This window comes from Limnohabitans sp. (genome assembly GCF_046052825.1).
Taxonomy (GTDB): Bacteria; Pseudomonadota; Gammaproteobacteria; order Burkholderiales; family Burkholderiaceae_C; genus Limnohabitans.
Map to the genome: position 1 here is coordinate 53800 of NZ_JAVLFP010000033.1, position 24294 is coordinate 78093.

Here is a 24294-nt window from a genome sequence, read left to right on the forward strand (position 1 = left end):
CCATGAATCCGATTTATAAAAAAGTAGGCGTCGTCGGCGCTGGCGCCATGGGACGAGGCATTGCTCAAATAGCGACGCAGGCAGGAAGCCTTGTCAAACTGTTTGACATGCAACCCGAGGCCGTCAGCAAAGCGATCTCCTCAGTTGGCGCGCAATGGGACAAATTGGCCGATAAACAAAGGCTGACCTCGGAACAAGTCGCTCAGTACAAGCTGTCCCTTGAAGTTGCGACTCAAATCAACGACCTGGCCGACTGTGACTTGGTCATTGAAGCAATCGTTGAGCGCTTGGACATCAAAAAGTCCTTCTTCGCGGAACTCGAAGCCTTGGTGCAGCCCTCCACCGTGTTGGTCACCAACACCTCGTCTTTGTCCGTCACTGCCATCGCCTCAGCTTTGAAGCGACCAGAGCAATTTGCGGGCTACCACTTCTTCAACCCCGTGCCTTTGATGAAGGTGGTCGAAGTGATTGCGGGGATCAAAACCAATCCTAAAATTTGCCAAGACCTCTCGCAATATGCCAACCAAATGGGGCACCAAGCTGTGCAAGCTCAGGACACGCCGGGCTTCATCGTGAACCATGCCGGACGTGGCTATGGCACCGAAGCCCTGCGCATCGTCTCAGAAGGCATCGCTGACTTTGCCAGCATTGACCGCATCTTGAAAGACCAAGTCGGCTTCAAACTAGGCCCCTTCGAACTGATGGATTTGACAGCTCTCGATGTGTCTCACCCCGTCATGGAGTCGATCTATCAGCAGTATTACGAAGAGCCGCGATACCGCCCCAGCGTCATCACAGCCCAACGTCTGGCGGGTGGCATCGTAGGGAAAAAAGTCGGCGAAGGGTTTTACAAATACATCGACGGTGTGGCTCAAGTGGCGCCAGAACCGCCCGTCCCTGTGGTCGACAACATGCCCCCGGTTTGGGTCTCTACGCGCGCAGTTCGTCGCGCGGAGTTGCTGCAATTACTGAAGGACTTGGGCGCCAAGATTGAGACGGGCGCCTCCCCTTCTTCACAAGCCTTGTCTATCGTTGCCCCTTTAGGTTTTGACGTCACCACAGTGGCCGTTGTTGAGCGGTTGGACCCGGCTCGAACCATTGGTATTGACTTCTTCATTGACGACAAGCTCACCAAACGTCGTGTTCTGGCGACCAACCCTGCCACCCGATCTGACATGCGGGATGCTGCCCATGCCTTGTTCGCGAAAGACGGCAAACCCGTGAGCGTGATCCGAGACAGCGGTGGTTTTGTGACCCAACGCGTTGTGGCCACCATCGTCAACATTGCGTGCGACATCTGCCAACAAGGCGTCTGTACCCCAAATGACCTTGAAACAGCCGTGACCTTGGGACTTGGATACCCCATGGGTCCCTTGATGATGGGCGACAAATTTGGGCCTACAGAAATTTTAGAAATACTGTTCAATGTTCAGACCGTGTATGGCGACCCACGTTATCGCCCCAGTCCTTGGTTGCGTCGCCGGGGGGCGATTGGACTGAGCCTGAGTCACGTCGAATCTTGAACATCACACCGCGATGACAGCACAACTCAAAAGCACAAGCCAAGGTCAAACACTGATCCTGACCTTGTCCGACCCCACACTACGCAATGCCTTGGGTCCGGAAATGTATGCTGCGGGCATAGAAGCCCTGAACGTCGCCGAATCCAACCCGGAAATTCGCAGCGTCATCATCACAGGTGAGGGTGCCAACTTTTGCGCAGGCGGAAATTTACGTCGCTTGCAAGGCAACCGCGACAAAGAACCCGAGATTCAGGCCCAAAGCATTGAAGGTTTGCACAGTTGGATCGAAGCCATTCGGACCTTTCCCAAGCCCGTGATTGCCGCTGTCGAAGGCGCTGCTGCAGGCGCAGGTTTTTCTTTGGCAATGATGTGTGACTTGGTGGTCGCAGCGCGAAACAGTGTTTTTGTCATGGCCTACAGCAGCATTGCCCTTTCGCCTGACGGTGGAGGCAGCTGGAGCCTAGCTCAAGCACTGCCACGGCAATTGGCAAGCGAATTGCTGTTGCTAGGAGAACGTATCGGTGCAGAACGCTTGCATGCCTTGGGTGTCGTCAACCAAGTGGTCGACAGTGGTCAAGCACTTGATCACGCGCTCAGGCTGTCTGAGCGCATCAACGACCGTGCCCCCAATGCGATGAGCAGCATCAAAGAGTTGCTCAATGAAGCGTCAACACACAACTTGACCACCCACTTGCGACAAGAACGTGATCACTTTGTGAAGAACTTGCATCACGCCAACGCAGGGATTGGCATCACAGCTTTCTTGAACAAAGAAAACCCTCGCTATAAATCTTGAACAGGTCGCACGGGCGACAATTTATCAACCACAGGTCACACAAAAGACAGTTTATGGACGATCCCATTCTTAATATCGAAGAACGCGAGTCAATCAACGCTGGGCGCTGGTTCTCATCACTCTCTCCTTCACTCAGACACGATATTCTTCGATGCGCTTATGTCAAACGATGCAAAGACGGCGACTTGATCGCAGCGCGAGGCGATGCGCCCGAAGAATGGATGGCATGCGCCAAAGGTGCAGTGCGTGTGAGTTCAACCTCACTCTCAGGCAAACAAATCACCTTCACGTACGTGGAGCCAGGAATTTGGTTTGGCGATGTGGCCATTCTGGATGGGGATCGCCGCACACACGACGTTTACGCGCATGGGGACACCACGATCTTGTGCGTCGCCAAAGCCGATTTCCAAAAAATCTTGACACAGCATGTCGAGTTTTACGAAGCGATGTTGCGCTTGCAAGCCCGTCGTATTCGCCAACTCTTTGGTTTGGTGGAAGACCTCAACACCCTGCCCTTGCGCTCACGCTTGGCCAAACAACTTCTGCACTTGGCGCGCAGTTACGGTGTACCGTGTCTGACCAATGCACAAGAAACGCGCATCGGCTTGCACTTGGCGCAAGAAGAGCTGGCCCAATTGCTGGGCGCGTCCCGTCAACGGGTCAACCAAGAACTCAAAGCGATGGAGCGGGAAGAGGCCATTCGCATCGAAGCGGGTGGCTTGGTCATTCGCAACCGGGAAGCCCTGCTTCACATCAGCGAAGCCGACCACTGAGCGGAATTGGCCTATGAGCCGGGATGACGCATTCGTCGGCACCCGTGCTGTCAGCGAGACCCACCGCTTTGATGTGGGGACCTTGCAAGCTTGGCTAAGTCAACACCTGCACGGCTTTGCAGGTCCATTGAACGTGGAAATGTTCAAAGGTGGCCAATCCAACCCGACTTTCAAGCTCATCACGCCAAATAAAAGCTACGTGATGCGGGCCAAGCCTGGCCCGGTGGCCAAGCTACTCCCGTCAGCCCATGCGGTGGAGCGTGAGTTCAAGGTCATGGGTGGCCTGTACGGCACAGATGTGCCCGTGGCCCAAATGCATGTGTTGTGTGAAGACGAGTCCATCATTGGGCGGGCGTTTTATGTCATGGAGTTTGTGCAGGGGCGCGTGCTGTGGGATCAAACACTCCCCACCATGAACCGACTTGAACGTGGCGCTATCTATGACGAGATGAACCGTGTCATCGCGGCACTGCACACCGTGCCTTTTGCTGACCGCGGTCTGGCCGATTACGGCAAGCCCGGCAATTACTTTGAACGGCAAATAGGTCGCTGGAGCAAACAGTACTTGGCGTCGGTCACACAGCCCATCCCAGAAATGGATCAACTGATGGCATGGCTGCCTGCGCACATGCCAGCCAGTGCACTCGACGCGTCCAAAGTCAGCATCGTGCACGGTGATTACCGACTCGACAATTTGATGTTCCACCCGACCGAACCGAAAGTGTTGGCTGTGTTGGACTGGGAACTCTCCACCATCGGGCATCCCTTGGCAGACTTCAGCTACCACTGCATGGCTTGGCACATACCACCAGGGACCTTTCGAGGCATTGGCGGTGTTGACTTGGCATCCCTGGGTATCCCCAGCGAATCAGAGTACATCCATCGCTATTGCGATCGTACGGGTTTAGCCCGTGCGCAAGATCTCAAAGCGGATTGGAACTTCTACCTGGCCTACAACATGTTTCGCATTGCTGCCATTTTGCAAGGCATTGCCAAACGCGTAGAAGCGGGCACCGCATCCAGCGAACAAGCCAAAGCGTCTGGCGCTGGCGCTCGACCTATGGCTGAGTTGGCTTGGAAATACGCACAACTCGCATGATCAAACCACAACGATAACTCTAAGGAAAACACCATGAATTTCGACTACACAGACAAAGTCAAAGTCATGCAAACGCGCTTGCTTTCATTCATGGATGAGCACATCTATCCGAATGAAAAACGCTTTTATGCTGAAATTGCCCACAACCGTGCCCAGGGCAACGCGTGGATCCCGACAAAGATTGTGGAAGAGCTCAAACCCAAAGCCAAGGCGGCGGGTCTATGGAATTTATTTTTGCCGCACAGCCCGCGAGCACCCGAAGGTTTATCCAACCTCGAATACGCCCCTTTGTGCGAAATCATGGGTCGAATTCCGTTTGCTGCTGAAGTATTCAATTGCTCGGCCCCAGATACAGGAAACATGGAGACTTTTGAACGCTATGCCAGCGAATCCCTGAAGGACGAATGGCTAGAGCCTTTGCTGCGGGGTGAGATTCGTTCGGCCTTTTTGATGACCGAACCTGAGGTAGCTTCCTCTGATGCAACCAATATTCAGTGTCGCATCGAACGAGATGGCGATCACTACGTCATCAATGGTCGCAAATGGTGGAGTTCAGGCGCAGGTGACCCACGTTGCGCGGTCTACATCGTGATGGGGAAAACCGATCCAGATGCGCCACGCCATTCTCAGCAAAGCATGATCATCGTGCCAAGCAACAGCCCCGGCGTGACCGTCGAGCGCCCCTTGACCGTATTCGGTTACGACGACGCACCCCACGGCCACATGGAAGTTGTCTTACGCAACGTCCGCGTTCCAGTCGGCAACTTGTTGCTGGGCGAAGGACGAGGTTTTGAAATCGCGCAAGGCCGTTTAGGCCCAGGCCGCATTCACCATTGCATGCGCACCATCGGCGCCGCAGAACGTGCTTTGGAGTTGATGTGCCGCCGCCTCAACAGCCGTGTGGCATTTGGTAAACCGGTCTCTGCCCAAGGCGTCTGGCATGAACGGATTGCAGAGTCACGCATCATGATTGAGCAAGCACGTTTGCTGACCCTCAAAGCGGCTTACATGATGGACACGGTGGGCAACAAAGTGGCTCGTGCTGAAATTGCCATGATCAAAGTCATCGCCCCCACGATGGCCACTCAAATCATTGATTGGGCCATACAAGCACATGGTGCGGCAGGCGTCTCTGACGACTTCCCTTTGGCTTACTCGTACGCCCACCAGCGCACCTTGCGCTTGGCCGATGGCCCTGACGAAGTTCACCGCAATGCCATTGCTAAACTGGAACTTGCACGGCACATCGCCGCTGCGCCCCAAGAAATTGAAATGCCCATCACCCGCGGCTGCTAAGGAATACCCATGATCGACGTTTACACATGGCCCACACCCAACGGGCACAAGGTTCACATCATGCTCGAAGAATGCGGCTTCAAGCTCGGCCGTGATTGGCAGGCACATGCCGTCAACATTGGACAAGGTGACCAATTCAAGCCTGAGTTCTTGAACATCAGCCCTAACAACAAAATTCCTGCATTGGTCGACCCACATGGCCCGGACGGCAAGCCGATCAGCCTGTTTGAGTCGGGCGCCATCTTGTTGTATCTGGCGGCCAAAACAGGCAAATTTTTACCCAAGAGTGATCGGGCTAAATATGACGTGCTGCAATGGCTGATGTTTCAAATGGGAGGCGTGGGTCCGATGCTGGGGCAAGCGCACCACTTTCGGATTTATGCACCCGAAAAAATTGACTATGCCGTCAACCGTTACACCAATGAGGCCAAGCGTTTGTATGGCGTGATGAACAAGCAGTTGGAAAAAACCAAATTCATCGCAGGCAACAGCTACAGCATTGCGGACATTGCCATCTTTCCGTGGCTGCGAAGCTGGCAAAACCAAGGCATTGACTGGGCGGATTACCCGGACCTCAAAATCTGGTTTGACCGCATCGGCGCTCGTCCTGCCGTTCAACGTGGAGTTGAGGTATTGGCCGGTTTGCGCAAACCCATCACCGATGACAAATCACGTGATGTGTTGTTTGGCAATACGCAATATAAAGCGCGCTGAGTTCAAGGGACAGTTGCCAAGAAGTTGCAACGGCTGGCACTAGAAGCCGTTGTGGTTGACGTGTCAGCACACTTACCGTCGTAGGGTACAAATCCTGATGAAACCAATTTGACCTGCTTGGGAAATGCAGTTGGCTGATTGTTCGTAGGTTGCACGCTGCTCAAAGGCAAGGCACTGGTCACCGATGATGAGACGGTTGTAGGTGCATCAAATCGCACAAACTGCTTCAGCGCTTGATCCAAAACATAAAAATAATTCCCTGACTTGATAAAGTCTGACGGCATCAACGATCCTCCGCCAGTGATCGGGTTGGTAAAACTGCGGGACCACCCCGCAGTTGTTGTGTTGAATTTTCCAGCCCCATCATTTTTTAACCACATCAGTGAATAACCATTCGTGAGGCTACCCGCCACAACCAAATCGGGGCCTTCGGTGGCACTGGCAATGGTCGATGGAATTAGGAAAACCCGTTGCACCGAGTTGGGCAACCCGGCTGGAATTCGATGCGTGGCTGAGTTATCGTCTTTAGAAAAAACAGCGCCCCCCCCGTTGATCAAGACATTGATTTGAAAACTTTCATCGACAGTGATGATGTCCATTCGACCCGTCGCGTCACGATCTAAATTTGCAGCAGAAGCATGCAACGCGGCAAAGGAATCTGTGGTGGTTGAACGGGTGTATTTGTTTTGGTTGGCACTGCTCAGGTAAAGCACTTGCGGCACGGCCACACCCATCAATGCGCCTCGACACACCAAATAAACATCGGGCTTACCGTCACCATTGAAATCTGCGGTCAAACTTTGTCGAACAGTGGGACAAGCATCGGCTTGTACAGTTTCAAGCAAGGTGGGGGTTGCGTCATGCCATCCCGATGCATCTTTCTTGAGGAAATGCGCCTGATAGCCCGACGCACTGACAGATGACTGAGCTACCAAAAATGCCGAATGGGCACCTTCTTGAAAAAAATCACCGAAGGTAATTGACTCAGGCACCGCATCGACAACGACCGTTGATGGAATTTGAGGTGCTTCCAGTGCGATTAAGTTTTTGTTTGCATACGATGAATCGAACAATGTCAGTGGTGGCGGAGGCAGGCTGCCACCACCGCCGCCACACCCACTCAATACAAATAGCAACAGGCAAATCCATTTTGAAAAATATTGGGTCATGGTCAGATCATCGGTTTTTAACCACTTTACTTGAGTTGAACCCAGCGGCCAGCGTGGTTGCTGATAAAGTTGACCTTGTAACAACCGATGCGATCCTCTATGTTCAAGATGTTTTGTCTTTTGACCTGCCTGATGCTCAGCTTCGGGACAAGCGTTTTCGCCCAAGACAAGCCCGAACCAAAATACAAACCCTATCCTGTGACCAAAGGCGATACCCCCGCCAGCAGCAGTGAGTCAAATTTCAGCAAGGCCACGCCTCCCACCGCCTCGCGCGCGATTTTGGCAAGACCGCCTCAGTCAGGCAAAGAGCCCATGGTGTTGTTGGGCCCCAAGAATCGTCCTTACACAGAGGCCATTGCGCACACCATCAAACTTGAATACTTTGAGTGTGACGGCATCGTAGCCCCGTGGTTCCGTGAACTGTTGGTGGCAGAGATGAATTACTTTGCCGAGCTCAACGACATCCCCTTCGTCAAGGGTGACGCCTGTGTGGTCAGCATTGGTACTGGGAAAAGTTTGACACCAGGGCGGATCAGCGTTCACCTGTATACCAACAGCCAACGCCTCACGGCATGTGTACGCAATGAGCAATGTCCCGTTTTTCGAAGCATCAGCCTGATTCCCAAAGGTGAAGTCCTGTACCGGTCCTATTTCTTATCGGACATGTCTCGCAAGTTGATTGCCCAACACTGCGTCACCGACAAGGGCAAGTGGCACAGCGACACCACCTGCTACACCGTCGATTGACGCACCTATTTCTGCAACTCAACTCAAGCGAACACTCGCGGTGTCGATGCTGTAGGAATAAGCATTGATTGCCATGAAGTTTTCACCCATTTTTTCACGTGCTGTCGTTTTTTCTAGCCTCCTCATTTGGATGGGCGGTTTTTCTGTGTCTGCTTGGGCCAATGAGCCTAAAAAGGCTGAGCCCGTGAAAGAAGAAAAGAAATTCAAATATGTCGAAGAACCGGGAGAAGAAGGTCGAGGGTACACCTACAAACGGGTAGCGAAAGAGGCTTATGAAGAGCCCAAGCCTGTTCCCAAGGAAGAGCCTAAACCGCCACCTAAAGCGGAAGCAAAAGACGCCCATGGCAAGCCGGATGCGCACGGAAAGCCCGATGATCATGGCAAGCCTGCTGAAAAGAAAAAAGACGATGGCCACGGCGGGGGTGACCACAAAGAACCCAAAAAAGAAGAAAAGAAAAAAGACGATAAAAAGAAAGACGATGGCCATGGTGGAGGCCATGGAGGGGGTCACGGCAAAGAAGTCAAGAAGGAAGAGCCCACGCTAAGTGCACTTTACGAGTCCAAAGAAATCAAATTGGATGCCAACAATCGCCCCTTCAAGCCTATTGCCAGAACAACCAAAAAGGCCGATTACTATTTGTGCCGCGACATCGTGAGTACGAAATACCGCAACACCGTGCTGGCAGAAATGAACACCTTTGCCGATCGCATGGGCTTGCCGCGAGCACAAGACATGCCCTGCATGGTGAAAATTGCAAAAGCAGACACCAAGTTTCCGGGCGCCATTTATTTAGAGTTTTATGTCAACGACAAAGCCGCCGTTGAATGCATGAAGTTGGGCGAATGCGGCAGCACACGTTTGGTGATGTTGTTCCCAAAAGATAAAACAGGGAAACAAAGCAAAGACATCTACCGCTCATATGTATTGACGGACGAACGAAAATTTCAACGCGGTGCGTTTTGTGTCAGCCCTCAGGGGCAACTGCTGGGTGAAAAAAATTGCTATGTGGCGTTGAACCCCGATTGGCTGTTCAACTGAATCGCGCCACCTGGCCTGCCCGACAGGAATCGAACCTGTGACCCACAGCTTAGAAGGCTGTTGCTCTATCCAACTGAGCTACGGGCAGAAACCATCAAAAAAGGCCCCAATAGGGGCCTTTTTCATCAAATGGTCGGGGCGATAGGATTCGAACCTACGACCCTCTGGTCCCAAACCAGATGCGCTACCAGACTGCGCTACGCCCCGAAGCATCATATTGTAGCCTGACTCGAATGCGCCAACGAGGCTAAGTTCATAAATCTTCCCGATCCATGCCTCACTCAATCACCAAACAGATGAGAGATCAAACTTCAATCGGGTCGAATATTGCCCTCACGGATGATGCGCCCCCACTTGAGCGTCTCAGACTTCATGTACTGACCAAACTCTTCTGGCGTTGACCCCACCGGGTCGGTGCCCATGGCCACCATCTTGTCGCGAATCTCGGGCAGTGCCATCACCTTGGCAATCTCTTGCTGTAACTTGCGAATGGTCTCCTTGGGTGTGCCTGCGGGCGCCACCAAGCCATACCAATTGAGCACCTCAAACCCCGGCACCACTTCTTGTACCGCCGGCACGTCGGGCAAGAAGGCAACACGTTTGTTGCCCGTCACACCCAAGGCCTTGAGTCGACCTGCTTTGAGCTGCTGAGCGCCAGCTGCTGCGGCTTCAAACGTCATCTGCACCTGCCCGCCCATCACATCGCTGATGCTGGGCGCACTGCCCTTGTAGGCCACGTGGACCATCTTCGAGCCCACGGCGGAACTGAACAACTCACCCGCCAAATGCGGCAAGCCCCCAGCCCCGCTGGACGAGTAATTCAGCACACCCGGATTGGCCTTGGCGTACGACACCAACTCAGACAAAGTGTTGGCAGGAACCGCTGGGTTCGCAAACAAAACAAACGACAACGAAGCCACCTCGGTCACCGGCACAAATTGTTTGTCCACATTGAACGGCAAGTTGGCATAGAACGAAGGGTTGATGCTCAAGTTGCCCAACGTACCCAAAAACAAGGTGTGACCATCGGGTGCTGATTTGGCCACGTGGTCCATCGCCAGCACACCGTTGGCGCCCGGACGGTTGTCCACCAGCACCGATTGCCCGAGCGACTCAGACAGCTTGGGCGCCATCAAGCGTGCCACCATGTCGATGCCACCACCGGGCGGGAAACCAATCACCACACGCACCGGTTTTTGAGGGAAGGCTTGTGCGAAAGCGCCCAGCACACACCCCAAAAACAAGGCCCCTCCAACTCCCCATTGTTTGAACTTCAGCACGGCTGTCTCCTTCATGACGGTTGCAGTTTTTATAGTCTCTATCATCCAGCGCACGCAATTTACCACCCCGCGCAAGGCTTGAACTGAGTATGAATTTGCAACCGCATGTCTATGTCGGCACCGCTGGACACTCCGCTTGGTTCAGCGAGGACGGTGGCCTGAACTGGGTGCACCCCAACAGCCACTCCGGCATGTACCTCGAAGCCCGTGTGTGGAGTTTCGCCAGCCACCCAGAGCATCCCGACTGGCTGCTGGCTGGTACCGACATGGGTTTGTTCCAATGGCACGAAGCCAGTGCGCGGTGGACCGCCATTGCGTCGCCGCTGCAAGACGTTTGGGTGGCAGCCATCCACCCGCAAGACCCTCAGTTGTGGTTTGTCGGCAGCCGCCCTGCGGGCATTTGTCGCAGCCGTGACGGCGGCAAAACCTGGCAAACGCTCAACGTACCAGGCTTGCAACAGTTCTCCACCATCAACATGGGTGCCACGCGGGTCACGCAAATTTTGTTCGACCCTTTGGATGTACACACGCTGTGGCTGAGCGTTGAAATTGGCGGCATCTTTGTCAGTCATGACGACGGTGACACCTGGCATGCACGCGACCAAGGACTGATTTCTGCGGATGTGCATGGCATCGCCATCCTCGACCAACCCAACCACCAACGCCTGATGTACGCCACCACCAACCAAGGTCTGCACCGCAGCACCGATGGCGGTTTGCATTGGGAGTTCCAAACCATCGACTCGCCCTGGCAATACACCCGCGCCATCGTGCCCCGGCTCGATCACACCGGCGTGGTGTTTCTCACCAACGGCAATGGCCCTCCGGGCAACCGGGGACGCCTGCTGATCAGCGAAGACCACGGCGCACACTGGCAAGAGGTGCACTTGCCCGGCACCGTCAACAGCACGGTCTGGACCGTGGCCACCCATCCCTTGCAACCCCTGCATCTGTGGGCCTGCACCAACTTGGGCCAGGTGTTCGCCAGCCAAGATGGCGGCTGGCATTGGGAGCGCTTGCCCCAGGAATTTGGCGAAATCCGGGCCCTGCACTGGCGACCCTTGCGTCCTGGCATACGCCAACAAGACCACTCCCTCACCCGTCGTGTCGAACCTGTATGAACAACCCACCTCACATTGCGTTGATGGTTCCCATCAACAACACCACCATGGCCACCGAGTTGGTGGGCTGGCTGCCTTCGGGCACCGATTGTCAAACGCTGAAGATTCCGCGCGGTCAAGGTCTGCTCACGCGTGAGACCATTCCGGCCTACAAAGCCCAAGCGCTGGCACTGGCACAGACTTTGGTTGGGCAGCCCATTCAGGCTTTGGCCTACGGTTGTACCGCCGCCAGTTTTTTGTCCGGTGCGCAAGGTGACGCCGAGTTGTGTGCAGAACTCACCCAGTTGATTGGCAAGCCCGTGGTCACCACGGCCAGTGCCATGGTGAAGGCCTTGCAAGCGCAAGGGGCCCAACGCATTGGTTTGGTCACGCCGTACCACGACGAAGTCAATGATCAGCTCAAACGTTTTTTGGCCGATGGAGGCATTGAAGTAGTGGCGTTTGACAGCTTGCGCGCCCCCAACGTGGACGCATTGGGGCGCATCACCTCCACCGAAGTGGCGCAGATGGCACGCCAAGTCATGACCGATGGTTGCGATGCCATGTTCATTGCCTGCTCGCAACTGCCCACCTTCGATATCTTGCAGGGCTTAAGCGCCGAATTCGGTCGCCCAGTGTTGTCTTCCATCCAGGCCACTGCCCAACAGTTGCGCACCACCCTCCACCTCTAAATCATCAGGAACACCATGCACCGTTTGATGTTGCGCGTTTTTCATGTCGCCCTCGGCCTGCTGCTGATGCACAGCGCCATGGCGCAAAACACCTGGCCCAGCAAACCCATTCGCATCATCGTGCCGTTCGCTGCCGGCTCATTCACCGAAACAGCGGCACGCACGCTCGGCGCGGAACTGACCAACCAATGGGGGCAGCCCGTGATTGTCGAAACCAAAGGCGGTGCAGGCAGCACAGTAGGCACCGACATGGTGGCCAAGTCAGCCCCCGATGGTTACACCTTGCTGGTCACCGACAACTCATTTGCGGTGTCGTCTGCGCTCTACGACAAACTGCCGTATGACCCTGAAAAAGACATCGTCAAAATCAGCACCATTGCCGAAGCACCTGCGGTGCTGATGGTCAAAGCTGACGCGCCTTACAAAACCTTGAAAGACTTGGTGGACCAAGCCCACAAGAGCCCGAAAACCTTGACCTATGGCTCAGGCGGTCAAGGCTCTTCCGCGCACTTGGCGACTGAACTTTTTTTCATCCAAGCCAATGCAGAACTCACCCATGTGCCCTACCGGGGCGTCGCCGCCGCCTTGCTCGACTTGATGGCCGGCCGCATTGATGTGGGCTTGTCCAGCGCAGGTTCCGCCGCACAGCACATCAAAGGTGGCAAGTTGCGCGGCCTGGCTGTGGTGGGCAAAGAGCGTCATCCACTCATCCCCGAGGTGCCCACCTTCACCGAAGCCGGCTACGGCAGCTATGAGATGGTCTATTGGTTTGGCCTGATGGCCCCTGCTGGTTTGCCGTCCGCCGTGCTGACGCGCATTCAGCAAGGTGTGGCGCGTGCTGTGGAGCAACCCAAAGTGATCGAGGTGTTTGCCGCCACAGGCGCGCGCGCCGTGGCACGCAGCAGCGCAGATTTCAGCAAAAAAGTTCAAGACGAATCACGCCTCTGGAAAAGCGTGGTGACCAAATCTGCCATCAAAGTTGAATAACCTGAAAGAAGAAACTGTCATGACCACACCCACCTACCAAAACAAAGCCAAACAAGCCCTGCTCGCCGACCAACTGGTGTTGTGCATGGGCTTGCGCCAAGCGCGTACCGCAGACATCGGCCCGATGGCCGCTTCGTGCGGCTTTGATGCCATCTACGTCGACATGGAGCACAGCGCCATTTCGCACGACACCACCTCCGCCATTTGTGTGGCCGCCATGGGTCACGGCATCACCCCGTTTGTGCGTGTGCCCGGTCACTTGGCCAGCGACATGAGCCGCGTGCTGGACGGTGGAGCACAGGGCATCATCATCCCGCACGTCAATACCGCAGAGCAAGCCCAAGCCATCATCTCCGCCAGCAAATTCCCGCCCATCGGTCACCGCTCGGTCATGGGCGCCAACCCAGCCTTGGGTTACCAAGCGATTCCACTGGCTGAAAACAACAGCCGCCTCAACCACGACACGCTGGTGATCGTCATGCTCGAAACGCCCCAAGGCATCGCCAATGCAGAGGCCATTGCCGCCGTGGAAGGCGTGGACATGCTGTTGATTGGCTCCAACGATTTGTGTACCGAGTTGGGCATCCCCGGACAACTCAAGCACGAGAAGATCCGACAAGCTTACGAAACCACGGCGGCAGCTTGCCGCAAACACAACAAATTCTTGGGCGTGGGTGGTATTCGCGGCGACTTGGAATTGCAAAGCCAACTCACTCAGCTGGGTGCTCGTTTCATCATTGCCGGCAATGACGTGGCTTATTTGATGTCTGCCGCACGACAAGACGTTCAAGCACTGCGTAAGGCCTGCGTAAAATAGTAAGCATGCTTACACACCACGACACAGACCCTGCTTTTCAGTCGCCAGCCCTTGCTTGCGATGCCCATTTCCATGTGTTTGGTCCGGCAGAACGCTACCGCTACGCCGGTGGCTTGCGTTACACACCACCCGTTGCTGAGCTGAGCGATTACCTTGGCTTGGCCGAGGTGCTAGGCATAAAACGCTTTGTGTTCGTGCAGCCCTCGGCCTATGGCCGTGACAACAACTGCATGTTCGATGCCATGCGCCACATGGACCCTGCGCTGCGACGCGCCATTGTCGATGTGGACGAGCACATCTCAGACGCAGAACTCGCTGTCATGAACGAGTTAGGCGTGCGAGGTGTGCGCATCAACGTGTCGCCGGTGCACCCTTACGAAGAAGGTTTGCTGGAGCGCATGCTGCCGCGCATTCAGCGCCTGGATGCGCGCTGCGCCGAACTGGGCTGGCACCTTGACTTTTTGCTGCCCGGCTGGTTGACCCACCAAATGTTGCCCACCTTGGCACAACTCAAAGTCGACCACAGCTTGGCCCACATGGGCATGTTCTTGGGCGCGCAAGGCCCACAGCAAGACGGCTTTGTGCAGTTGCTCGACTTGCTGAAAAACGGCCCTGGCAAAACCTGGATCAAATTCACCGGCACCTACCGCATGGCCACAGCCCCTGCGTTTGCCGACGCACTGCCGATGGCACAAGCCATCTTGGGCGTAGCCGCAGACCGCGTGATCTGGGGCAGCGACTACCCGCATTTGTCTTTTGCTGACAAAGTGGGTTCGGTGGCCTTGTTCAATTTGCTCAAAGACTGGGCCCCCGATGCCGCGACGCGGCAAAAAATTCTGCAAGACAATCCAGCCCGACTGTTTCGCTTTTAAGGACGAGGGATGAGTACCGATGTACTGGTGATAGGCGGCGGCAATGCCGCCTTGTGCGCAGCGCTGATGGCTGCAGAAGCAGGAGCGCGTGTGACCTTGCTCGAGGCTGCTCCCAAAGAATGGCGTGGCGGCAACTCCATGCACACCCGCAACTTGCGCTGCATGCACGATGAGCCACAAGATGTGCTGGTCGAGGCCTACCCAGAAGAAGAGTATTGGCAAGACTTGCTCAAAGTCACCGGTGGCATCACCAACGAAAAACTTGCCCGCTTGGTGATTCGCGCATCGTCTAACTGCCGCGACTGGATGCGCCAACACGGCGTGCACTTTCAGCCGCCGCTCTCGGGCACACTGCATGTGGCCCGCACCAACGCCTTCTTCATGGGCGGGGGCAAGGCCCTGGTCAACGCCTACTTTCGCAGCGCCGAAAAACTGGGCGTGAAGGTGCGCTACGACGCCCCCGTCGACCACATCGAAATCGAAGATGGTCGCTTCGTGGCAGCCTATGTAGGCCAAGAACGCATCACCGCCAAAGCCTGTGTACTGGCATGCGGCGGCTTTGAATCCAACCGGGAGTGGCTGCGTGAAGCCTGGGGGCAAAACGAATGGGGCGAGTGGACGGCGGACAACTTTTTGGTCCGTGGCACCCGCTACAACCAAGGCCTCATGATCAAAGACCTGATGGCCCATGGGGCCGACATGATTGGCGACAAAACCCAAGCCCACATGGTGGCCATTGACGCGCGCGCGCCTGAATACGACGGCGGCATTTGCACCCGCCTAGACTGCGTGTCACTGGGTGTGGTGCTGAACCAAGAAGGCAAACGCTTCTACGACGAGGGCGAAGATTTTTGGCCCAAGCGCTACGCCATCTGGGGCCGCCTGGTGGCGCTGCAACCTGGGCAAATTGGCTACACCATCATCGACAGCAAAGCGATTGGCCGCTTCATGCCGCCGGTGTTTGACGGCATCCAAGCCGACACCCTGCCCGAACTGGCCGCCTTGCTGGGCTTGCCTGTCGACACATTCATGCACACCATCACCGAATTCAACCAAGCCTGCCGCGTCGGCACCTTTGACCACAACGTGCAAGACGACTGCCACACCGAAGGCATCACCCCTGCCAAAACGCATTGGGCACGCCCCATCGACACCGGGCCTTTCTACGGCTACGCGCTGCGCCCTGGCATCACCTTCACCTATTTAGGACTCAAGACCGACGAGACGGCAGCCGTGCGTTTCCAAGACAAACCCAGCGAGAACTTGTTTGCCGCGGGCGAGATCATGTCGGGCAATGTGCTGGGCAAAGGCTACACAGCCGGTGTTGGCATGTCCATTGGCACGGCCTTTGGCCGCATCGCAGGCAGCAACGCGGCACGCGCGGCGCTCGGCCACACACAAGGGGCAAACCATGCAAACGCTTGAAGCCCTGACCCAAGAAGCACGCGCTTTGGCGCAAGGTGCTCTGCCCCTGTCCACCGCCGAAACCGAAGTGGCGCGGCAGCTGCAAATCTGTAATGCCTGTCGCTACTGCGAAGGGTTTTGCGCGGTGTTTCCTGCGATGACCCGTCGCCTTGAATTTGGCAAAGCCGATGTGCATTACCTGGCCAATCTGTGCCACAACTGTGGTGCCTGTTTGCATGCCTGCCAATACGCACCACCCCATGTGTTTGCCGTCAATGTGCCCCAGTCCATGGCTCAGTTGCGTGGCCAAACCTACACCGACTACGCCTGGCCACCTGCTTTGGGCGCGCTCTACCAGCGCAATGGCTTGACGCTGGCGCTGGCGCTGGCAGCTGGCTTGACCTTGTTTTTGCTGCTGGCCTTGCAGTTCAATGGCACGCTGACAGCCCAAGGCTTGGGTGGCAACTTTTACAAAATATTCCCGCACAACCTGCTGGTGAGCTTGTTTGCCCCCGTGTTCTTGTTTGCTGCCCTGGCCCTGACATTGGGTGTGCGCCGTTTCTGGCGTGAGGTCACGCCCGCCACCAGCGGGGCTGCGCTCTCACCACCAGCCACCGCCGAAGCCGCACACGATGCGCTGCGTCTGACGTACTTAGAAGGTGGTCACGGCCAAGGCTGCAACAACGAAGACGACGCTTTCAGTCTGTCGCGTCAACGCGCCCACCACCTGACTTTCTATGGCTTCATGCTGTGCTTTGCGGCCACCAGCGTGGCCACGCTTTACCACTATGTGCTGGGTTGGCAAGCGCCCTATGACTTGCCCAACCTGCCCAAAGTTTTGGGTGCAGTCGGCGGCGTGAGTTTGTTGCTGGGCACCGTGGGTTTGTTCAAACTCAAATGGCAGCGCCACCCCATGCACGGGGACGCGGCACAAAAGCCCATGGACTATGGCTTCATCGCCTTGCTGTTTTTCACCAGCTTGACAGGCCTGGCCCTGTGGTTGGCACGTGACAGCGCGGCCTTGCCGGCCTTGCTGGCGGCTCACCTGGGCGTGGTGATGGCCTTGTTTGCCACCCTGCCCTACGGCAAATTCGCGCATGGCGTGTTTCGCACTGCAGCATTGCTTCGCAATGCCGTGGAAAAGCGTCAACCCAAAACCATCGGCTTAAGCGGCGAGTAAGCTCTCGGCTGACATGACCGTCAAGAAAGTTCCCATGATCACCACCACACGTCGCCATCTCAGTCTGTGCTTGCTCAGCGGCTTGCTGGCCTTCTCGGCAAACGCGCAAGACTTTCCTCCCAAAAAGTCGATCACCATGGTGGTCGGCTTCGCTGCGGGTGGTGCCGCCGACACAGCGGCACGCATCATTGCCAAGAAGCTCGGCGAGAACATCGGGGCCTCGGTGGTCATCGACAACAAGGGCGGCGCTGGTGGCAACATTGCGCACCAATACACGGCCACAGGCCCCACCGATGGCAGCTTGATTTTGTTTGGCTCGGTCGGCCCACTCACCATCGCACCCCACTTGGTGAAGTTGCCTTATGACCCGGTCAAAGACTTGGCTCCGCTGACCATGGGCGTGAACTTTCCCAACGTGCTGGTGGTCCACGCAGGCACAGGCATCAAAAACTTTGCCGAGTACATTGCCTATGCCAAAAAGAACCCTGGCAAGTTGGACTACGCATCCACCGGCCCAGGTTCCGCTTCTCACCTGGCCGGCGAACTGCTCGACGACATGGCCAAGATCGAGACCGTCCACGTGCCCTACAAAGGCGGTGCGCCAGCCCTGCAAGACTTGTTGGGTGGTCGTGTGGCGTCTTACTTCTCGACCTACTCCACCTCACAGGCCTACATTGACAACGGCAAGCTGATTCCCTTGGCCAGCACGGGCACACAACGCCTGCGTTCGTTGCCCAATATTCCGACCATTGCCGAGTCGGGCTATCCAGGCTTCAGCGCTACCAATTGGTACGCGTTCGTTGCTTCCTCCAAAGTGCCGACGGCCATCTTGGACCGCTGGAACGTGGAGTTGGTCAAAGTGCTGAAATCTCCGGATGTGGTGGAGCAACTCAACAGCCACGGCCTGACGCCGCTGCCCGGTAGTCGCAATGAGCTGGCCACCTACATGGCCAAAGAAACAGCCACCTGGGGTCGCGTGATTCGTGAACGCAAGATCACTGCTGAGTAAATTTTCTTTATAAAACTGAGACACACCATGAACCTCCGTTCTTTCTCTGCTCCTACATTCACGCGCCGCTTGGGCCTGCTTGGCCTGGGTCTGTTTGTCTTTGCAGCCCAGCTGGTGCACGCCGCAGAAATTCGCGTCATCACCTCCGGCGCATTCACCGAGGCCTACAAGCAATTGGTGCCCATGTACGAACAGGCGTCCGGCAACAAAGTCATCAGCGCGTTCGGTGCGTCGGTGGGCAATGCGCCTGACTCGATTCCCAGCCGCTTCGCGCGTGGCGAAAAGTTTGACTTGGTGATCTTGTCAGAAGGTGGCCTGGAAGCACTGATGGCCGAAGGCAAATTGGTCAAAGGCAGCCGTGTCGACTTGGCCCGCTCGCAAATTGGTGTGGCCGTGCGCAAAGGCACGCCCAAGCCCGACATCAGCACCGTCGAAGCATTGAAGAAAACCCTGCTCGAAGCCAAATCCATCGCTTACTCGGCCAGCGCCAGTGGCACCTATTTGTCGACTGAGTTGTTCCCCAAGCTGGGCGTGGCTGAGCAAATGAAGGTGACCGCCAAACGCATCATGAGCGAGCGCGTCGGCGCGGTGGTGGCTCGCGGCGATGCCGAGCTGGGCTTTCAGCAAGTGAGCGAATTGATTTACTTCAAAGAACTCGACTTCGTGGGCACCTTGCCCGATGCGGTGCAGCAAACCATCTTCTTCTCGTCAGCTTTGGTCGAAGGTTCGCAAGAACAAGAAGCGGCCAAGCACTTGGTGCGTTTTCTGAGCTCTGCCGCCGTGGCCAAGCTGGTCCGTGAGACCGGCCTCGACCCTGCCAGCCGCTGATTCGCCACAGATAATCGGGCGCATGACGCTGCCCACTTCCGCCTCTTCCAAACCCGCCCCTGTGTCGCCTCTGAAAGGAGTGCGCATTCTCAGTCTGGCCCTCAATCTGCCAGGCCCTGCAGCCCTCATGCGCTTGCGCGGCATGGGTGCCCACTGCACCAAGCTTGAACCGTTGGCCCCAGCCGACACGACCACTGCCGACCCCATGGGGCTGTACAAACCTGCGGCTTATGAGGCCATGCACCAAGGCGTGCTGGTGGTGCAAGCCGACTTGAAAACTGAGCGTGGTCAAGCCCGATTGCACAAGCTCTTGACACGCACCGATGTGCTGATCACCTCGTTTCGTCCCTCTGCGCTGATCAAACTTGGACTCGGCTGGAGGGCGCTGCACCGCCAATACCCCGCCCTGTGCATGGTCAGCGTGGTGGGTGCTTCGGGTGTGCGGGCCGAAGAACCCGGACACGACTTGACCTATTTGGCCGAGAACGGCTTGGTCAATGGCTTGGACATGCCTGCCAGCCTGTATGCCGACATGGGCGGCTCTTTGTTGACCACCGAGGCGGTGTTGCAAGCGCTGCTGATGCGCCAACGCTCGGGGCGTCTATTCGGTCGCGGCGTGTTTCAAGAGATTGCCTTGAGCGATGCGGCGGCTTATTTGGCCCTGCCACGCAGCTGGGGCTTGACCACGCCAGACGGGGACGTGGGCGGTGTCCATGCGGGCTACCGTGTTTATGCCTGCAAGAACGGCCGGGTGGCGGTGGCGGCCTTAGAGCCTCACTTTGCCACCCGCCTGTGCGCAGCGGCAGGCCTGCCTCAAGGGGCCGCGCAGCAGATGCACGAACGCAGCACCCACCACGCTTTGACCACATTTTTTGCCAGCCAAACACGGCAACAACTGGATCGGCTGGCGCGCAGCAAAGACATTCCACTCCACAGCTTGCCACGCTGACCAACGCAGCGTTTGGCCACCTCGCTTATGCCAGAGGCCGAAGCGGATGCGCTTGTTCAGGCCATGGGCTGGCAAAAAACGGTGCCACCATCTCAGGCGTGACATCTTCGATGCGCGCAGGTTGCCACTGGGGGTGACGGTCTTTGTCAATCGCCAAGGCACGAATGCCCTCCACGGTTTCTGTTTGGGCGCCACGTCGCTGGAGGTGATCGGTGTGAAAGCAGTGGCGCACCAAGTCGCGCTCCATGCGCAAGTCATCGGCCAAGCTCAAATGCCTGCCACGGCGTATTTGCTCAAGGCTGACTGCCAGCATGAGCGGCGAGCGTTGTCGCAGCGCCTGCAAAGTGTGTGCGGCCCAGCCCTCGGCTTGGTCAGACGCCAAACGTGACAAGACACCCACCATGTCGCCCACGCTGGGCAGGGCAAACACGCGGTCGAGCTGTGCGTCATGCCAATTCGGCGTTGGGGCGTTTTGTAAAGTACACGCGCCTTGCAGGTCTGCCGCTTGCGCATGCAGACTTTCTAACAAGGCCTCGCCACTGATCCAGTGAGGGTGGCGCAAAGCGGCCCACAAGGCAGGCAAAGCGTCTGAGGGAACGCACACATCGGCCAAGCCGACAGTCAAGGCATCGGCACCGTGCAACACTTGGCCGGTAAGTGCCAGGTACTCACCGCTGTGGCCTGGACAACGGCTTAGAAAGTAACCACCGCCCACGTCTGGGAACAAACCAATTTGGGTTTCAGGCATGGCCATCAGGGTGCGCTCAGTGACCACACGCCATGCAGCGCCCTGGCTGATGCCCATGCCACCGCCCATGACGATGCCGTCCATGAACGCGATGTAGGGTTTGGGGTAGTTCTGAATCAAATGGTTGAGGCAGTATTCCTCGGTGAAGAAGTCTTCCAGCGATGCGTCGCCTGCCAAAGCCGCTTGATGGAAATAACGAATATCGCCACCTGCACAAAAAGCACCAAATGGGCCTTGTTTGTTGCTGCCGCGCACAGCCACGACCCACACCTCGGGGTCATGCTGCCACTCAGTCAGCACATGGGTGAGTTCACGCACCATGCCAAGCGACAAGGCGTTCAGGGCCTGCGGGCGATTGAGGGTGATCCATCCCACATGCCCTGCGCGTTCATGCAATACATCGGATGAGAAGCGGTTCATGCAAGCTCCTGGGGTTCAAGGGGTGAAAGCTTGTGAAAAAGCCGAAGGAACACCTTCGGCTTTTTTGAGGATCGGAGGTCCGGAGCCTTCGGTGTTTACTTGTTGCGCTTGCGCTCGTGCTCTTTCAAGAAGCGTTTGCGCAGGCGCACGCTCTTGGGCGTGATCTCGACCAATTCGTCGTCCTCAATGAACTCGACGCCGTATTCGAGCGTGAGGTCGATCGGGGGCGTGATCTTGACGGCATCTTCTTTGCCTGACACACGGAAGTTGGTGAGCTGCTTGGTGCGTGTGGCGTTGACCACCAAGTCGTTGTCACGGCTGTGGATGCCCACAATCATGCCTTCGTACACAGGGTCATTGGCCTTGACGAACATGCGGCCACGGTCGTCGAGTTTGCCCAAGGCATAGGTGAAAATTTCACCATCGTCCATGGAGATCAACACGCCGTTCTTGCGACCGCCAATCTCACCTTTATGGGGCTCGTAGCTGTCAAAGATGTTGGAAATCAAGCCAGAGCCACGGGTCAAGTTCAAGAACTCGTTGGTAAAGCCAATCAAACCACGGGCAGGAATGCGGTATTCCAAACGCACGCGACCACGGCCATCGGGTTCCATGTTGACGAGCTCACCCTTGCGCTCACCCAACGCTTGCATGACACCCCCTTGGTGGGTTTCTTCGATGTCGGCGGTGACCAACTCGATCGGCTCATGGCGCTCGCCATCGATGTCGCGGTAGACCACGCGAGGCTTAGAAACAGCCAACTCATAGCCTTCACGGCGCATGTTTTCCAGCAAGATGGTGAGGTGCAATTCGCCACGCCCCATCACTTCAAACACACCTTCTTCGTCGGTTTCTTTGACACGCAAAGCCACGTTGTGTTGGAGCTCCTTTTGCAGACGGTCCCAGATTTGACGGCTGGTCACAAACTTGCCCTCACGACCGGCCAAGGGGCTTGTGTTGACGCAGAAGTTCATGGTCAGCGTGGGCTCGTCCACTTTGAGCATGGGCAAAGGCGCGGGGTTCAAGGGGTCGGTGAGGGTCACACCAATCCCAATGTCGGCAATGCCGTTGATCAACACAATGTCGCCAGGACCGGCTTGTGTGGCTTGCACGCGCTCCAAGCCTTGAAAGGTCAACACTTGGTTGATGCGGCCTTTGACCGCCTTGCCTTCAGGACCTTCCATGACCACCACATCCATCATGGGTTTGATGGTGCCTTGGCTGATGCGGCCCACACCGATGCGTCCGACAAAGGTGGAGAAGTCAAGGGCAGAAATTTGCAGTTGCAGAGGTGCGTCTGGGTCACCCTGTTGAGCCGGCACGTGCTGGAGTACGGTATTGAACAGGGCAGACATGTCCGGTCCCCACTGTTCGCCCGGCGCCCCCTCCTCCATCGACGTCCAACCGTTGATACCGGAGGCGTACACCACAGGGAAGTCGAGTTGCTCGTCGGTCGCACCGAGTTTGTCAAACAAGTCAAAGGCAGCGTTGACCACAAAGTCAGGACGGGCACCGGGCTTGTCCACTTTGTTGACCACCAAAATAGGACGCAGACCCAAGGCCAAGGCTTTTTTGGTCACAAACCGAGTTTGGGGCATGGGGCCCTCTTGAGCGTCAATCAACAGCACCACGCCGTCGACCATAGACAGCGCACGTTCCACTTCGCCGCCAAAGTCCGCGTGGCCTGGGGTGTCGACAATGTTGATGTGGGTACCCTCCCAGCTCACGGCGCAGTTCTTGGCCAGAATCGTGATGCCACGCTCGCGTTCGATGGCGTTGTTGTCCATCACAGTGTCGACCACTTTTTCGTGCTCGGCAAAGGTGCCCGACTGGCGGAGCAACTGGTCGACCATGGTGGTTTTGCCATGGTCAACGTGGGCGATGATGGCGATGTTACGGATTTGTTTACTGCTCATAGTTCACTTTCAAACACTAACTTAATTTCTGTTGCATCAAGGATTCGCTGACTTCCAGCGGGCTCAGGAGCCGCGAAGGAATCAATTCACCCGCTTTCACATGGGCGCTACCCAGTAGAGCCCGCGGTTGCTCGGCGAACACCGCCACCGCGTCTGCATCGCGCCAGGATCCTCGCCTGCGCATGCCACTCAAAAACCGTGCCGCATTCTCGCTGTCCAGCGTGACTTCGTCATGACCTGACAGCAACACCTGCGTTGGCTGCACACAGGCCATGCGCTGCGCATCATCCATGGCCTCCAAGGCCTGCACCGTGACACAGTGCGACTCCTTGAATCCGCCAGTGCCAATGCGCCGCAGCGCACTCAGGTGCGCACCACAACCCAGCGCTTCACCAATATCTTCACCCAGCGTGCGGATGTAGGTGCCTTTGCTGCACTCCACGACCAGATCCACTTCGGGCTTCTCACCCTCAAGCCGGGCCTGCACGATGCGAATGCCGTAAATGGTCACATGGCGCGCTGCGCGCTCCACTTCCACGCCAGCACGCGCATATTCGTACAAGGCTTTTCCATCCTTCTTCAGCGCACTGTGCATGGGCGGCACTTGCGCTATCGGCCCGACAAACCGGGCAACCACTTGCTCCAGAAGAGCACTGTCCACATTTACGGCCCGCTCGCTCACCACATCGCCTTCCGCGTCTGCTGTGCTGGTCTTTATTCCCAAGCGCAGCGTGGTTGCATAGGCTTTGTCTGCATCCAAATGCATCTGGCTGAACTTGGTTGCAGCGCCAAAACATATCGGCAACACACCCGTCGCCAAGGGGTCCAACGTGCCTGTGTGCCCCGCTTTTTCCGCACGCAGCAACCACTTCACCTTCTGCAGTGCCTGATTGCTGGACAGCCCCAAGGGTTTGTCCAGCAAGAGCACTCCGTGCA

General features: G+C 56.6%; 23 protein-coding genes and 2 tRNA genes. 18 read left to right on the forward strand and 7 right to left on the reverse strand.

The window, feature by feature from the left end:
- Nucleotides 1-2 precede the first annotated feature (2 nt).
- Genes ACKWJN_RS05415 through ACKWJN_RS05440 form a run of 6 tightly spaced genes read left to right on the forward strand, consistent with a single transcriptional unit; the run spans nucleotide 3 to nucleotide 6201 of the window.
- Nucleotides 3-1523, forward strand: coding sequence for a 3-hydroxyacyl-CoA dehydrogenase (locus ACKWJN_RS05415; protein ID WP_408595232.1), 1521 nt, complete (start codon nucleotides 3-5; stop codon nucleotides 1521-1523).
- Nucleotides 1524-1536: 13 nt separating this feature from the next.
- Nucleotides 1537-2319, forward strand: a complete 783-nt coding sequence (locus ACKWJN_RS05420; protein WP_408595234.1) for an oxepin-CoA hydrolase, alternative type — start codon at nucleotides 1537-1539, stop codon at nucleotides 2317-2319.
- 53 nt (nucleotides 2320-2372) lie between these two features.
- Entirely contained in the window at nucleotides 2373-3092 is a 720-nt protein-coding gene (locus tag ACKWJN_RS05425; protein ID WP_100144768.1) for a Crp/Fnr family transcriptional regulator, read from the forward strand.
- Between the two features lie 13 nt (nucleotides 3093-3105).
- The gene (locus tag ACKWJN_RS05430) at nucleotides 3106-4191 is read left to right on the forward strand and encodes a phosphotransferase (RefSeq protein WP_408595236.1); all 1086 of its coding nucleotides are present in this window, start codon (nucleotides 3106-3108) and stop codon (nucleotides 4189-4191) included.
- Between the two features lie 33 nt (nucleotides 4192-4224).
- Nucleotides 4225-5487, forward strand: a complete 1263-nt coding sequence (locus ACKWJN_RS05435) for an acyl-CoA dehydrogenase family protein (RefSeq protein ID WP_408595238.1) — start codon at nucleotides 4225-4227, stop codon at nucleotides 5485-5487.
- Between the two features lie 9 nt (nucleotides 5488-5496).
- Complete coding sequence (locus tag ACKWJN_RS05440) at nucleotides 5497-6201, forward strand: glutathione binding-like protein (RefSeq protein WP_408595240.1); 705 nt, start codon at nucleotides 5497-5499, stop codon at nucleotides 6199-6201.
- A gap of 2 nt (nucleotides 6202-6203) precedes the next feature.
- Here ACKWJN_RS05440 and ACKWJN_RS05445 read toward each other — a convergent pair whose 3' ends face one another.
- Entirely contained in the window at nucleotides 6204-7535 is a 1332-nt protein-coding gene (locus ACKWJN_RS05445) for an FG-GAP repeat domain-containing protein (protein WP_408595242.1), read from the reverse strand.
- Nucleotides 7536-7568: 33 nt separating this feature from the next.
- On the opposite strand from ACKWJN_RS05445, the gene ACKWJN_RS05450 reads away from it, so the two are divergent.
- Both ACKWJN_RS05450 and ACKWJN_RS05455 read left to right on the forward strand, forming a co-directional pair.
- A complete protein-coding gene (locus tag ACKWJN_RS05450) occupies nucleotides 7569-8117 on the forward strand; it encodes a hypothetical protein (RefSeq protein WP_408595244.1) in 549 nt (182 codons plus the stop codon).
- Nucleotides 8118-8190: 73 nt separating this feature from the next.
- Nucleotides 8191-9156 carry a hypothetical protein gene (locus ACKWJN_RS05455; protein ID WP_408595246.1) on the forward strand — a complete coding sequence of 322 codons (966 nt, stop codon included), beginning with the start codon at nucleotides 8191-8193 and terminating at the stop codon, nucleotides 9154-9156.
- An 11-nt stretch (nucleotides 9157-9167) separates the two neighbouring features.
- Here ACKWJN_RS05455 and ACKWJN_RS05460 read toward each other — a convergent pair.
- From ACKWJN_RS05460 to ACKWJN_RS05470, 3 genes are all read right to left on the reverse strand, one after another.
- Nucleotides 9168-9244 (reverse strand) — tRNA-Arg (locus ACKWJN_RS05460).
- Nucleotides 9245-9286: 42 nt separating this feature from the next.
- Nucleotides 9287-9363, reverse strand: a tRNA-Pro gene (locus ACKWJN_RS05465).
- A 104-nt stretch (nucleotides 9364-9467) separates the two neighbouring features.
- Nucleotides 9468-10436 (reverse strand): Bug family tripartite tricarboxylate transporter substrate binding protein, encoded by a 969-nt coding sequence (locus ACKWJN_RS05470; RefSeq protein ID WP_408595248.1) that lies wholly within the window; start codon nucleotides 10434-10436, stop codon nucleotides 9468-9470.
- 89 nt (nucleotides 10437-10525) lie between these two features.
- Here ACKWJN_RS05470 and ACKWJN_RS05475 point away from each other — a divergent pair, with 89 nt between their 5' ends.
- Genes ACKWJN_RS05475 through ACKWJN_RS05520 form a run of 10 tightly spaced genes read left to right on the forward strand, consistent with a single transcriptional unit; the run spans nucleotide 10526 to nucleotide 20274 of the window.
- A complete protein-coding gene (locus ACKWJN_RS05475; RefSeq protein ID WP_408595250.1) occupies nucleotides 10526-11557 on the forward strand; it encodes a WD40/YVTN/BNR-like repeat-containing protein in 1032 nt (343 codons plus the stop codon).
- Nucleotides 11554-12228 carry an aspartate/glutamate racemase family protein gene (locus ACKWJN_RS05480; RefSeq protein WP_408595252.1) on the forward strand — a complete coding sequence of 225 codons (675 nt, stop codon included), beginning with the start codon at nucleotides 11554-11556 and terminating at the stop codon, nucleotides 12226-12228. Before ACKWJN_RS05475 ends, ACKWJN_RS05480 begins: the two co-directional genes overlap by 4 nt.
- A 15-nt stretch (nucleotides 12229-12243) precedes the next feature.
- Entirely contained in the window at nucleotides 12244-13215 is a 972-nt protein-coding gene (locus ACKWJN_RS05485) for a tripartite tricarboxylate transporter substrate binding protein (protein ID WP_408595254.1), read from the forward strand.
- A gap of 19 nt (nucleotides 13216-13234) precedes the next feature.
- Nucleotides 13235-14032: an HpcH/HpaI aldolase family protein gene (locus ACKWJN_RS05490; RefSeq protein ID WP_408595256.1), complete on the forward strand. Its 798-nt coding sequence runs from the start codon at nucleotides 13235-13237 to the stop codon at nucleotides 14030-14032.
- Nucleotides 14033-14037: 5 nt separating this feature from the next.
- A complete protein-coding gene (locus ACKWJN_RS05495) occupies nucleotides 14038-14904 on the forward strand; it encodes an amidohydrolase family protein (protein WP_408595258.1) in 867 nt (288 codons plus the stop codon).
- 9 nt (nucleotides 14905-14913) lie between these two features.
- Nucleotides 14914-16329: an FAD-dependent tricarballylate dehydrogenase TcuA gene (gene tcuA, locus ACKWJN_RS05500; RefSeq protein WP_408595260.1), complete on the forward strand. Its 1416-nt coding sequence runs from the start codon at nucleotides 14914-14916 to the stop codon at nucleotides 16327-16329.
- Nucleotides 16316-17488, forward strand: a complete 1173-nt coding sequence (tcuB, locus tag ACKWJN_RS05505; protein ID WP_408595262.1) for a tricarballylate utilization 4Fe-4S protein TcuB — start codon at nucleotides 16316-16318, stop codon at nucleotides 17486-17488. The genes tcuA and tcuB overlap by 14 nt, the downstream gene beginning before the upstream one ends.
- Before the next feature lie 34 nt (nucleotides 17489-17522).
- On the forward strand, nucleotides 17523-18497 hold the full coding sequence (locus ACKWJN_RS05510) for a Bug family tripartite tricarboxylate transporter substrate binding protein (RefSeq protein ID WP_408595264.1): 975 nt from the start codon (nucleotides 17523-17525) through the stop codon (nucleotides 18495-18497).
- A gap of 27 nt (nucleotides 18498-18524) precedes the next feature.
- A complete protein-coding gene (locus tag ACKWJN_RS05515) occupies nucleotides 18525-19325 on the forward strand; it encodes a substrate-binding domain-containing protein (RefSeq protein WP_408595266.1) in 801 nt (266 codons plus the stop codon).
- A gap of 22 nt (nucleotides 19326-19347) precedes the next feature.
- Nucleotides 19348-20274: a CoA transferase gene (locus ACKWJN_RS05520; RefSeq protein WP_408595268.1), complete on the forward strand. Its 927-nt coding sequence runs from the start codon at nucleotides 19348-19350 to the stop codon at nucleotides 20272-20274.
- A 25-nt stretch (nucleotides 20275-20299) separates the two neighbouring features.
- On the opposite strand, the gene ACKWJN_RS05525 is transcribed toward ACKWJN_RS05520, so the two are convergent.
- The 3 genes from ACKWJN_RS05525 to truB form a co-directional block, all read right to left on the reverse strand.
- Nucleotides 20300-21442, reverse strand: a complete 1143-nt coding sequence (locus ACKWJN_RS05525) for an enoyl-CoA hydratase/isomerase family protein (RefSeq protein WP_408595270.1) — start codon at nucleotides 21440-21442, stop codon at nucleotides 20300-20302.
- Between the two features lie 95 nt (nucleotides 21443-21537).
- Entirely contained in the window at nucleotides 21538-23358 is a 1821-nt protein-coding gene (gene typA, locus ACKWJN_RS05530) for a translational GTPase TypA (RefSeq protein ID WP_408595272.1), read from the reverse strand.
- 16 nt (nucleotides 23359-23374) lie between these two features.
- Nucleotides 23375-24294: tRNA pseudouridine(55) synthase TruB (truB, locus tag ACKWJN_RS05535; RefSeq protein WP_408595274.1), on the reverse strand; the 920-nt coding region annotated here is incomplete at its 5' end.